The sequence below is a fragment of the Methylibium sp. genome (assembly GCF_013817345.1).
Classification (GTDB): Bacteria; Pseudomonadota; Gammaproteobacteria; order Burkholderiales; family Burkholderiaceae_C; genus Methylibium.
The window spans coordinates 25,813-37,218 of the sequence record NZ_JACDCW010000034.1; the positions used below are offsets into that span (position 1 = coordinate 25,813).

Here is an 11,406-nt window from a genome sequence, read left to right on the forward strand (position 1 = left end):
TGTCAGCTTCGTGACCGCGCCGGCACCGGTGCGTGGCGGCGCCCGTTCTTCGGTGCGAAGCGCCTCAGGCCACGACCTGCGTGCGCCGCGCGCGCAGTGCTCCGAGCAATGCGAGCACGCCGGGGATCAGGATCATCGCCCAGATGATCTTGCTCAGATTCGCCTGCACCCAGGGAATGTTGCCGAACAGGTAGCCGGCCACGGTCACGCTGCCGATCCACAGCACGGCACCCGTCACGTCGTAGAAGGTGAACTTGCTGCGCGTCATCATGGCCACGCCCGCCACGAAAGGCGCAAAGGTGCGCAGGAAGGGCAGAAAGCGTGCGGCGATCAGGGTCACGCCACCGTACTTCTCGTAGAACGCATGGGCCTGGTCGAAGGCGCGGCGGTTGAACCAGCGCGAGTTCTCCCACTGGAAAACTCTGGGCCCGAAGTGCCGACCGATCGCGTAGTTGCACTGGTTGCCCAGGATCGCCGCCACGATGAGAAGCCCGATCGACAGGGGTAGGCTCATCAAGCCGACGCCGCACAGCGCACCGACCACGAAAAGCAGCGAATCACCCGGCAAAAAAGGCATCACGACCACGCCGGTCTCGACGAAGATGATGGCGAACAGCAGCGCATAGACCCAGGTGCCGTAGGTCAGCACGAAGTTGGTCAGGTGCACATCGACCCGCAAGATGAAGTCGACCAGAAAGGCGATCAGTTCCATGCGCGGCATTATGTCCAGCGCTTTCGCCCGAGCGCGTGACAGGGGCCACACAGTGGGACGCCGCCGCTCGGGGTTGCAGGAAACACGGCTCCTACAATCTTGCTGGTGAGTGCCCTTCCCCTTGCGCCTGTCGCGTCTGCGCGCCGACCGATCCTCGAACTGCCCGACGAGCTGATCAGCCAGATTGCGGCCGGCGAGGTTGTCGAGCGGCCCGCCTCGGTGGTTCGCGAGCTGATCGACAACGCGCTCGACGCCGGCGCGCACGACATCACGGTCAAGCTGCTCGCCGGCGGTGTGCGAGCCATCACGGTCGAGGACGACGGCGCGGGCATCGAAGCCAATGAGCTGGCGCTGTCGGTCAAGCGCCACGCCACCAGCAAGATCGCCTCGCTGCACGAACTGGAAAGTGTGGCGACGATGGGCTTTCGCGGCGAAGCGCTGGCCGCCATCGTGTCGGTCGCCGAGGTCGCGATCACCAGCCGAACGCAGGCCGCCCCGCACGCGCAGCGCCTGGACGCGCGCAGCGGCGAGCTGGCGGCGGCGGCGCGCTCGGTCGGCACCAGCGTGGAGGTGCGCGAGCTGTTCTTCAGCACGCCGGCGCGCCGCAAGTTTCTCAAGACCGACGCCACCGAGCTCGCGCATTGTCTGGAGGCGGTGCGCCGTCACGCCCTGGTGCGACCGGACGTCGGTTTCGCCGTCTGGCACGACGGCCGGCTCGTCGCACGGTGGCGCGCGGCACCGCCCGACGAACGCATGCGCGACATCCTCGGCGAGGAATTCATGGCGCGCAGCTGCCTGCTCGCTGCACGCGAGGGCCTGCTGCGCATCGCCGGGCGCGTCGGCCTGCCCGATGCGGCGCGCACCCGGGCGGACCAGCAGTACGTGTACGTCAACGGCCGCCACGTCCGAGACAAGCTCATCGCGCACGGTGCGCGCGCGGCCTTCGACGACGTGCTGCATGGCGGCCGCCAGCCCGCCTACCTGCTCTTCGTCGACATTGCGCCCGACAGGGTCGACGTGAACGTGCACCCGACCAAGACCGAGGTGCGCTTTCGCGATGCGCGCGAAGTGCACCAGGCCGTGCGGTATGCGGTGGAAGACGCGCTGGCACTCCCACGCACGCAGGCGGCGCCGTCCTCCCCCTTCGAAAGCACCGCACCGGCAATCTGGAATCCAATGCCGATGCAGTCCTCGCTCGGGCTCGGCACGGCGCCCTATGCGCAGCGCGCCGGCTCCGGCCAGAGCAGCCGCGGCGAGGTGCGCGAGCGCTCCACGTTCGGCGCCCTGTGGGGTGCGACGGCACGGGCGGCAGGCAGCGCCGTGGCAGCGGACGTGAACGGCGCCAACGCGCCCGGCACCGACACGGCCGCACAGGCGACGGGTCAGCAGGGCGCGGACGCCGGCACGCGGGAACCAGACCACGTCCCGCCCGGTGCTTTGCCATCCGCTCACGAGGAGCCCGATGCGTGGCCGCTCGGGCGCGCCGTGGCGCAACTCGGCGGCATCTACATCCTCGCGGAGAACGCGCAGGGGCTGGTCATCGTCGACATGCACGCTGCCCATGAACGCGTGGTCTACGAGCGGCTCAAGGCTGGCCTGGAGCAGACTCAGGCGGCGCGCATCGAGGCGCAGCCGCTGCTGATCCCGGCCACGTTCTCGGCGACGCCGACCGAAGTGGCCACCGCCGAGCAGCACACCGATGCCCTGGCCCGCCTCGGCCTGGACATCGCCCCGCTCTCGGCGAGTGTGCTTGCGATCCGCGCTCATCCGGCTGCGCTTGCCGGTGGCGACCTGGTCGAGCTGGCGCGCTCGGTGCTCGCCGAACTGGCACGCTTCGATGCCAGCCACACGATCGAACGCGCCCAGCACGAGATTCTCTCCAGCATGGCCTGCCACGGCGCCGTTCGCGCCAACCGCCGGCTCACCCTGGACGAGATGAACGCCCTGCTGCGCGACATGGAAACCACCGCGCGCTCCGACCAGTGCAACCACGGCCGGCCGACCTGGCGGCAAGTAACGATCCGCGAGCTCGACGCACTGTTCATGCGCGGCCGGTAAAAAAGCGTCAATCTTCATGGTTCGCCTGCGCAGCGCTGAACTTCTCGACTCCACCGACGCTCTGTGACGCATGCCGTTCGCCGCCCGCTTCCGTACGCCGCATCTCTCCCCCCGCCGCATCGCCTTCGGTTTGCTGGCCGTCCTGCTGTCGCTCGGCATCTTCGCCGGCTGCGGCACGCTCGACTCACAGCAGCGGCGCTGGATCTTCCAGCCGGCGGCCGAGACCTGGTGGGCCGGCGAAGAGGTGGCCCTGGGGATGGAGCCCGTCTGGATCGAGTTCGAGTCCGGCGAGACGGGCCGGCCCGCAAAACTGCACGGCCTGTGGCATGCGCAGCCGCAGGCCGACACCGCCGGGAAACCGGCCCCCGTGCTGCTCTACCTGCATGGCGCACGCTGGGACGTGATGGGCAGCGCCAGCCGCGTTCGCCGCATGCACAAGCTCGGTTTCAGCGTGCTGGCGATCGACTACCGCGGCTTCGGTCAAACCTCCAGCGAGCTGCCCTCTGAAGCCATGGCTTATGAAGATGCTCGCGCCGCCTGGAAGTGGCTGGCCGGGCAGCATCCACAGGCCGAGCGCTTCATCTTCGGCCACTCGCTGGGGGCGGCCATCGCCGTTGATCTGGCAGCGCACGCCGACGACGAGGCGGGGCTCATCGTCGAAGGCAGCTTCACCTCGATCCGCGACGTGGTGGCCGGCATGCGGTGGGGCTGGTTGCCGGTAGGCCCGTTCATCTCGCAGCGCTTCGATGCGCGCTCGAAGATCGCCCGCATCGGCTCCAAGCTGCTGGTGGTTCACGGCAGCAACGACCGGCTGATCCCGTGGACCCTGGGGCAAACGCTGTTCGAGCTCGCGACCACGCCCAAGCGCTGGGTGCTTGTGGAGGGCGGCTCGCACCACAACACCAATTCGCTCGGCCAGGACGCCTACCGCAGCGCGCTGAGCGAGCTGTTCGGCCTCGGTTCCTGAGACCGCGCGCGCTGCCGGGCCGCAGCCTGCATGCTCCAATCGGGGCACCATGACGACCCTCAAACTCAAGAAGCCGGCCGTGCCCAAAGCTGCCGGTGAACGCCGTGCGCCGCTGCGAGGCAGCGGTGCCAAGCGGCCCCGGCCGACGTTGGCCGAAGCGCAGGCGGAAAGAGCGCGGCGCCTTCAGGAAGAACAGGCAGCGCAAGCACCGCAACGCGAAACGGCACGCGCGCCTTCCCCCCGTCGCGAGGGGCCGCGCGCCGAAAAACATCGAGAGCGCCCCGGCGCGTCGCCGACCGCGACTGCGCCGCGTGAACGCCCGCAGCGCAATGAGGGACGACGCGAGGACCGGCCTGCATCGCAGGGCGATTTGGCGCGCACGCAGGGTCGCCGGGATGCGTCTCAGGCGCCGCAACGCAGCGCGCCCCAAGGGGAGCAACGCGGCCGCGGCCCGGCGGCACCTCCGCGCGGTGAGCGCCGTCCTCCGTCTACGTCAGGCGGTCGTGCCGTCCCGGCGCAGCGGCGTGCACCTCGACCGGGCACCGCACCGGCACCCGCGAGCGCAACCGCCGCGAACCTCCTGCCCCGCCTGTCCAAGCGCATGAGCGAGCTCGGCCTGGCTTCCCGCCGCGAGGCCGACGAGTGGATCGAACAAGGCTTCGTGCGCGTCGACGGCGTCGTCGTCGATGAGCTCGGCGCGCGCGTAGCGCTGGAGCAGGCGATCACCATCGACCCGCAGGCGCGGCTCGAGCAGGCAAAGCGCGTCACCGTGCTGCTGCACAAGCCACTCGGCTATGTGAGCGGCCAGGCCGAGGATGGCCATGAACCCGCCTTCACCCTGATCAACGCCGCCAGCCGCTGGAAGGGCGACGCGAGCCCGCAGCGCTTCAATGCGAGCCAGTTGAAGCACCTGGTGCCCGCCGGCCGGCTCGACCTCGATTCGAGCGGCCTGCTGGTGCTCACGCAGGACGGGCGCGTCGCCAAGCAGTTGATCGGCGAGAACTCCAAGGTCGAAAAGGAGTACGTGGTGCGCGTCGCGTGGAGCGCGCAGCCGGAGCTGGTGGCGCTGCACACCGCGTTTCCGCCCGAGTTGCTGCAGCGGCTGCGCGTCGGCCTGAATCTCGACGGCATGGCGCTCAAGCCGGCGCAGGTGTCGTGGCAGAACGAGCAGCACTTGCGGATCGTGTTGCGCGAGGGTCGCAAGCGCCAGATCCGGCGCATGTGCGAGCTGGTCGGGCTGCAGGTGCTGTCGCTCAAGCGCATCCGCATCGGCCGCATCGGCCTGGGCGAACTGCCGGCGGGGCAGTGGCGGTATCTGGCGGCCTACGAGTCCTTCGTCTGACGCCGGCACCTGCTCATCGGTCGACCCCGCCTCTCAGCGTCGCGCTTCGAGCACGCGGGTGAGGGTTTCCTCGGCAGCGGCACGCCAGTTCGGCTCTGCCACGCTGCGCGTGATCGCCCGGCGCGCGGCCGCCTCGGCCTCGGTGAAGTGCGACTGCTGCAGGTGCAACTCGGCCAGGTTGATCCACGCCGGCGTGCTGTCGTGGCGCTGCGCTGCGGCCTTGAAGGTCGCGGTGGCCGCGGGCAGGTCGCCGGCGGCAACGCGGGTGTTGCCCAGGCCCATGGCCAGCGTCAAGCTTTCGGGCCAGCGCCGCAGTGCGGCTTCATAGGCCCGCCGCGCGTCTTGCGGCTCGGCACTCCGCTCGAAGGCCACGCTCGCGGCGGTGACCTCGTTCTCGCTGGCGCTGGCCGGTAGCCGCCCTGGCGGCAGTGCAACGAAGGCCCAGTGGCCGCTGCGCCTCCAGGTGTGTTCGAAAGTGCGCAGGGAAAGCACCTCGCGCTCGGTGGTACCCGACCGCAGCACCATCTCGCGAGCCGCCAGGTCATAGCCGACGACCACCGCGTAATGCCAGGTCGGCGCGATGGCGAGGCCGAGGTTCTGCAGCACCACCACGGGATGGCCCGCAGCCACTTCGCGCAACAGCGCCTCCAGCGTCGGCGGCAGCCGCACCGCGACGGCGCCTTCGCGGCGCGCGGTGGCCAGCATCTCGAGTTGCAAGCTGCCTTTGCGCGCCGGCAGATAAACATGCTCGACCAGGGCCTCAGGCCGTGCCGCAATGCCTGCGGCAGTCAGCACCGTGGCCAATGCCGCCGGACCGCACTCGTACTCCGTCTGCGGGAAAAAGGGCACGCTGCGCAACTCGGCGCTCTCCGCCATCCCGCTCGGCGGTGCGGCCAGCAGCGCCTGCGTCTGAGGCGGTGTCAGCACTGCGCAGCCGGCGAGGCTGAAGACAAGGACAAGAACCGCTGTGACGAGCCCGGCGCTGCGGGACGCCTCAGGCTGCCGCACGGGGGAACCCGTCAGGTCTGAAGGTCGCATAGCTACGCTGTGGAATCCGGGCCTGTGTCCGAATCGCCGCAGCGTCTGCGTCGGCGACGCAAACGCTGCGCCGCCGGCCTCACCGAACCGAGCGCGTGAACGGGAAGATCTTGGTCAGGCCGAGGATGTCGGTGACCAGCAGCACCACGAAGATGAACACGATCGTGCCCAGGATGCTCGGGCCGGCACCGGCCGGTGCCGTGTCGAGCGTGTGTGCAACCTGCGCCACTTCGGCGTCGGTGAGCGCGGCCACGCGCTCACGCGCCTGCTCGGCCTCGACGCCACGTTCCTGCAGGCCGGCGATCACGTCGGGGCGGTCCAGATACGACAGCACATGGGCGCGCTGCTGCATGGCCTGTGCGTCGATCGACACGACGCCCTGTTCGGCAGCGACCTGCTCGGTGGCGACCAGCGCCGCCTGCGCCGACTGCAGCGCGCCGGCATAACTCAAACTGATGGCCACCAGAGTGGCGACCCAACGCTTATTGGCATTCTTCATGGAAGTCTCCTCGAGGTTGCTGAACCCGACGCGCCACAGACGCGCCGCGTGCACCGATGCTGGTCGGCTGGCAGACATGCTCCGACAAGCCCCTGCACGCCGCTGTGCGGCAACGCACCGTCGTGCCCCGGGGTACCCTCGCGCCTCGATGAGCATGCCCCGACCGAGCCCCGGCGCCCAGCGAGCGGCGCGCGCGCCCCGCGCACCGATGCCGAAGTGATACCGCGCTATCTCTGCGTTGCCGGGCCCACCGCTGCCGGCAAGACCGCAGCCACCCTGGCGCTGGCCCGCGAGTTGCCGATCGAGGTGGTGAGCGTCGACTCGGCCCTGGTCTACCGCGGCATGGACACCGGCACCGCCAAGCCGAGTGCCGCCGAACGACACGTGGTGCCTCATCACCTGATCGACATCATCGAGCCGAGCGCGGCCTATTCGGCCGCACGGTTCGTGCGCGATGCCGAGGCGCTGATCGAACAGATTCGAGCGCGCGGCCGGCTGCCGCTGCTGGCCGGCGGCACCATGCTGTACTTCAAGGCGCTGTGGGACGGGCTCGATGCCATGCCGCCGGCGGATGCAGCCATCCGCTCGCAACTCGATGCCGAGGCGAGAGAGCGCGGCTGGCCCGCGCTGCACACCGAGTTGCTAGCGGTCGATCCCGCCACGGCCGCGCGCCTCGCGCCGGGCGATGCGCAGCGCATCCAGCGCGCGCTCGAAGTCTGGCGGTCCAGCGGACAAACGATCTCCAGTTTGCAGAGCGGACGCTTCAGCAGCGTTCGCTCCGCGCCCGAGGAATGCGCGCTGATATCGCTGGAGCCGACCGACCGCGGCTGGCTGCACGAGCGCATCGGCGCGCGCTTCGAGCAGATGCTCGATGCCGGCCTTGTGGACGAAGTGCGCAGCCTGCGCGCGCGCGGCGACCTGCACGCCGGACTGGCCTCCATGCGTTGCGTCGGCTACCGACAGGCCTGGCAGGCTCTCGATGAGAGCGATACGCCCGACCGGCAACGCCTGATCGAGCTCGGCAGCGCCGCGACACGCCAGCTCGCCAAGCGCCAGCTGACCTGGCTGCGCGGCATGCCGTGGCGGCACGTCGTGGCCTGCGACGCGCCCGACGCGACCAGGCAGGTAGTGGCGCTGGCGCAGCGGCTGATGAAAGCGGACGGATGAACGAGCGCTCGCACGGCTGGGCAAGAAAGCCCTCTTTGCCGGCCCGGTGGCCGCCACGCACGCCGTGCGGCGCGTCATGAGCTCGACGCAGCACCGAACCGACGCACGCCCGCCATTGCCGGTGGGTGCTGAAGCACCGCCGCGCACCGCCGACGCAGGCCTGCTCGAGATCACCGGCCTGGCCAAGCGCTACGGCGCCAGCACGGTGTTCCAAAACGTCGACATGCGCGTCCAAGCGGGCGAGTTCATTGCGCTGCTCGGCGAATCGGGGGTCGGCAAGTCGACCCTGCTCAACGCCATTGCAGGGCTCGACACGGTGGACGCCGGCACGGTGCGGCTCGACGGCGAGGCGATCAGCGCGTTGCCCGAACGCGCACAGGCCCTTCTGCGCCGCGCCAAGCTCGGTTTCGTGTTCCAGGCGTTTCACCTGCTGCCTCACCTGAGCGTGAGCGACAACGTGGCGCTGCCGCTGCTGCTGCTCGGCCGGCCGGACCCGGCGCGGGTGCGGGACATGCTGGCGGCCGTGGGCATCAGCGAGCTGGGCGCGCGGCTGCCGGCACAGCTCTCCGGCGGGCAGCTGCAGCGCGTGGCGATCGCGCGGGCGCTGGTCCACAGGCCCCGGCTCATCCTGGCGGACGAACCGACCGGCAACCTCGACCCGGCCACCGCGGAGCGCGTGATGGACGCGCTGGCGGCCGAGGTGCGGCGCGAAGGCGCGGCCTGCGTGCTGGTCACTCACTCGGCCACCGCTGCACGGCGCGCCGACCGCGCGCTTCGGCTCACGCCCACCGGTCTGATCCCCGCCTGAAGAAGCGCGCAAGGCTGCTTCGATGTTCACGCTGCTGCGCCACCTCTCCTGGCCCGAACTGCGCCACCACGCCGGCCGGCATGCCGTCGCCATGCTGGCGGTGATGCTCGGTGTGGCACTGGCGTTCTCGGTGCACCTCATCAATGCCTCGGCGCTGGCGGAGTTCGCCGGCGCGGTGCGCAGCGTGGGCGGCGAGCCCGACCTGACGCTGCGCGGCAGCGGCACCCGCGGATTCGACGAGGCGCTCTATGCGCGCGTGGCGGCGCATCCGCAAGTCGCGCTCGCTTCGCCGGTCATCGAGATCGACAGCTATGCCATCGACGCCAGCGGCAAGCGCAAGCCGCTGCGCGTGCTCGGCATCGACGCGCTGGTGGCACCGCAGCTCGCGCCGGCGCTGCTGCCGCGAGCCGCCGAAGGGAGCAGCCGGTTCGCGACGCTCGATCCCCACGCGGTGTTCCTCAACCCCACCGCGCAACGCAGCCTCGCACTCGATGCGGGCGAGGCGCTGCAGGTGCAGAGCGGCCTGAGCCTGCAGCCGCTCCGGGTGGCCGGCGGCAATGCCGCGCCGGGCGTGCCCCTGGCGGTGATGGACATCGCCGGCGCGCAGGCCGCGTTCGACCGGCTCGGGCGGCTCTCGCGCATCGACGTGCGGCTGGCCGCCGGGGCGGACCGCGCTTCGGTGCTGCGCGAGCTCGCATTGCCGGCGGATGTGCGAGCCGCCGCGCCCGATGAGGCGGCCGCGCGACTCTCCAACGTGTCGCGCGCCTACCGCGTCAACCTCACGGTGCTCGCCCTGGTCGCGCTCTTCACAGGGGCGTTTCTGGTGTTCTCGATCCTGTCGCTGGCGGTAGCCAAGCGACTGCCGCAGTTCGCTCTGCTCGGCGTGCTCGGCCTGACGGCGCGCGAGCGGCTCCAGCTGGTGCTGGCCGAATCGGCCCTGCTCGGCGTCGTCGGCAGCGTGCTCGGCATTGCCGTCGGCACCGGCCTGGCGCTGCTCGCGCTGCGCTGGCTCGGCGGCGACCTGGGCGGCGGCTATTTCGAAGGCGTGGCGCCGACGCTGCGGTTTACCGCCGGCGCCGCCGCGCTCTATGCAGGCCTGGGCGTGCTGGCCGCAGTTGTCGGCGGCGCGCTGCCGGCGCGCGCGGCTCAGCGCATGGCGCCGGCGCAGGCCCTTAAGGGGCTGGGCGAAGCCGGCCAGGCACCCAGCCGGCCCTGGCTGGGCCCCGCTCTGATGGCCGCCGGCGCGCTGCTCGCCCTCGCGCCGCCCGTGGCCGGTCTGGCCTTGTTCGCCTACGCAGCGGTAGCGCTGCTGCTCATCGGCGGCATCGCCTGCGTGCCGGCCGGCGTGGCGCTGCTGCTGCGCTGGGTGCGGCCGAGCACGCAGCCGCAATGGCTGCTGGCAATCGAGCGTGCGCGACACCTGCGCTCCAGCGCCACGGTGGCCGTGGCTGGCGTGGTGGCCAGCCTCAGCCTGGCCGTGGCGCTGACGGTCATGGTGGCGAGCTTTCGCGACGCCGTCTCACGCTGGCTCGACACCGTGTTGCCGGCCGATCTTTACGTGCGCACCGCCTCGCCCGGCGGCGGCGGCGAGACGGCCTGGTTGCCGCCCGATTTCGTGGCTGCGGCACGCGCGCTGCCCGGTGTGGCGCGCGCTGAGGCGCTGCGCGCCACCGCGATGCCGCTCGACCCTTTGCGACCGGCGCCTGTGCTGATCGCAAGGCCGCTGGTCGACCCGGCGCGCACGCTGCCGCTGGTCGGTGAGCTGTTGCCCGCAATGCCGGGCGAACGCAGCGCCTATGTGAGCGAAGCGATGGCCGCGCTCTTCGATGCCGCGCCGGGCGCCCGGCTCACGCTCCCGCTCACGCACAGCGGCGCCGACGGATCGGTGCGCAGCATCGACGCCGACTTCTTCGTGCGCGGCGTCTGGCGCGACTACGCCCGCCAGCATGGCGCCGTGGTGATCGCCGAGAGCGATTTTCGCGCCCTCACCGGCGACACCCGCGTCAACGACCTGGCGCTCACGCTCGCGCCAGGGGCCGACATGGCGGCGCTGCAGCAGCGGCTGCGCGCACTGGCGCCGGACCCGGCGCTGATCGAGTTCGCGCAGGCGAGCGAGATACGCACCGCTTCCTTGCGCATCTTTGACCGCAGTTTCGCGGTCACCTACTGGCTGCAGGCGGTGGCCATCGTCATCGGCCTGTTCGGCATCGCAGCCAGCTTTTCGGCGCAGGTGCTGGCGCGGCGCAAGGAGTTCGGGCTGCTCGCGCACCTGGGCTTCACGCGCCGCCAGGTGCTCGCGATCGTGGCCGGCGAAGGCGCCGCGTGGACGGCGGCCGGCGCGCTGCTCGGACTGGCGCTCGGCCTGGCGGTGAGTGTGGTGCTGGTGCATGTCGTCAACCCGCAAAGTTTTCACTGGACGATGGAGCTGCTGGCGCCCTGGGGCCGGCTCGCCGGGCTGTGCGCCGCCGTCGTCGCGGCCGGCACGCTGACGGCGGCGCTGGCCGCGCGGCAAGCAGTCTCGCGCGATGCGGTGCTGGCGGTGAAGGAGGACTGGTGAGGCCGACGTCGCACACTCGCTCCGCCGTCGCGGCGCTTGCGTATGCGCCTTACCCGGCACTCGACTGCCATCGAAAAGCCGCGCCCGTGCGGCGCAGCACGCCATGAGTCGTTTGCGCCGCAGGCTGCTGCTGGCTCCGGCACTGGCCGCCGCGATGCGACAGAGCCACGCACAGCCTGCACAGGCGCAGACCGCGGCGGCGCCTGTCGTGCGCCCCGGCGTGCCGATCCGCCTGCCGCGCGACTTCGGTTCGCACCC

9 protein-coding genes are annotated in these 11,406 nt (G+C 71.0%); 6 read left to right on the forward strand and 3 right to left on the reverse strand.

Annotated elements, in window-relative coordinates; translation table 11 throughout:
- Nucleotides 1–64: 64 nt before the first annotated feature.
- Nucleotides 65–712, reverse strand: coding sequence for a DedA family protein (locus tag H0W40_RS08640; RefSeq protein ID WP_292445360.1), 648 nt, complete (start codon nucleotides 710–712; stop codon nucleotides 65–67).
- A 105-nt stretch (nucleotides 713–817) separates the two neighbouring features.
- On the opposite strand from H0W40_RS08640, the gene mutL reads away from it, so the two are divergent.
- The 3 genes from mutL to H0W40_RS08655 all read left to right on the forward strand — a co-directional run bounded on the left by mutL (nucleotide 818) and on the right by H0W40_RS08655 (nucleotide 5,079).
- Nucleotides 818–2,770 (forward strand): DNA mismatch repair endonuclease MutL, encoded by a 1,953-nt coding sequence (mutL, locus tag H0W40_RS08645; protein WP_292445361.1) that lies wholly within the window; start codon nucleotides 818–820, stop codon nucleotides 2,768–2,770.
- A 70-nt stretch (nucleotides 2,771–2,840) separates the two neighbouring features.
- Entirely contained in the window at nucleotides 2,841–3,737 is an 897-nt protein-coding gene (locus H0W40_RS08650; protein WP_292445363.1) for an alpha/beta fold hydrolase, read from the forward strand.
- Between the two features lie 49 nt (nucleotides 3,738–3,786).
- A complete protein-coding gene (locus H0W40_RS08655; RefSeq protein WP_292445365.1) occupies nucleotides 3,787–5,079 on the forward strand; it encodes a pseudouridine synthase in 1,293 nt (430 codons plus the stop codon).
- A 33-nt stretch (nucleotides 5,080–5,112) separates the two neighbouring features.
- Here H0W40_RS08655 and H0W40_RS08660 read toward each other — a convergent pair whose 3' ends face one another.
- Nucleotides 5,113–6,006 (reverse strand): PA2778 family cysteine peptidase, encoded by an 894-nt coding sequence (locus tag H0W40_RS08660; protein ID WP_292445367.1) that lies wholly within the window; start codon nucleotides 6,004–6,006, stop codon nucleotides 5,113–5,115.
- A 190-nt stretch (nucleotides 6,007–6,196) separates the two neighbouring features.
- On the reverse strand, nucleotides 6,197–6,616 hold the full coding sequence (locus H0W40_RS08665) for a PA2779 family protein (protein ID WP_292445369.1): 420 nt from the start codon (nucleotides 6,614–6,616) through the stop codon (nucleotides 6,197–6,199).
- A 216-nt stretch (nucleotides 6,617–6,832) separates the two neighbouring features.
- Here H0W40_RS08665 and miaA point away from each other — a divergent pair, with 216 nt between their 5' ends.
- The 3 genes from miaA (at nucleotide 6,833) to H0W40_RS08680 (ending at nucleotide 11,148) form a co-directional block, all read left to right on the forward strand.
- Nucleotides 6,833–7,783: a tRNA (adenosine(37)-N6)-dimethylallyltransferase MiaA gene (miaA, locus tag H0W40_RS08670; RefSeq protein ID WP_292445371.1), complete on the forward strand. Its 951-nt coding sequence runs from the start codon at nucleotides 6,833–6,835 to the stop codon at nucleotides 7,781–7,783.
- A 160-nt stretch (nucleotides 7,784–7,943) separates the two neighbouring features.
- Nucleotides 7,944–8,591 (forward strand): ABC transporter ATP-binding protein, encoded by a 648-nt coding sequence (locus tag H0W40_RS08675; protein WP_292445375.1) that lies wholly within the window; start codon nucleotides 7,944–7,946, stop codon nucleotides 8,589–8,591.
- Between the two features lie 22 nt (nucleotides 8,592–8,613).
- A complete protein-coding gene (locus tag H0W40_RS08680; RefSeq protein WP_292445372.1) occupies nucleotides 8,614–11,148 on the forward strand; it encodes an FtsX-like permease family protein in 2,535 nt (844 codons plus the stop codon).
- Nucleotides 11,149–11,406 lie beyond the last annotated feature (258 nt).

What these genes read in the sequence shown, in the direction of transcription:
- H0W40_RS08640 (WP_292445360.1), bottom strand. Translation starts at nt 712, where the DNA reads ATGGAACTGATCGCCTTTCTGGTCGACTTCATCTTGCGGGTCGATGTG.
- H0W40_RS08650 (WP_292445363.1), top strand. Translation starts at nt 2,841, where the DNA reads ATGCCGTTCGCCGCCCGCTTCCGTACGCCGCATCTCTCCCCCCGCCGC.
- H0W40_RS08655 (WP_292445365.1), top strand. Translation starts at nt 3,787, where the DNA reads ATGACGACCCTCAAACTCAAGAAGCCGGCCGTGCCCAAAGCTGCCGGT.
- H0W40_RS08665 (WP_292445369.1), bottom strand. Translation starts at nt 6,616, where the DNA reads ATGAAGAATGCCAATAAGCGTTGGGTCGCCACTCTGGTGGCCATCAGT.
- H0W40_RS08680 (WP_292445372.1), top strand. Translation starts at nt 8,614, where the DNA reads ATGTTCACGCTGCTGCGCCACCTCTCCTGGCCCGAACTGCGCCACCAC.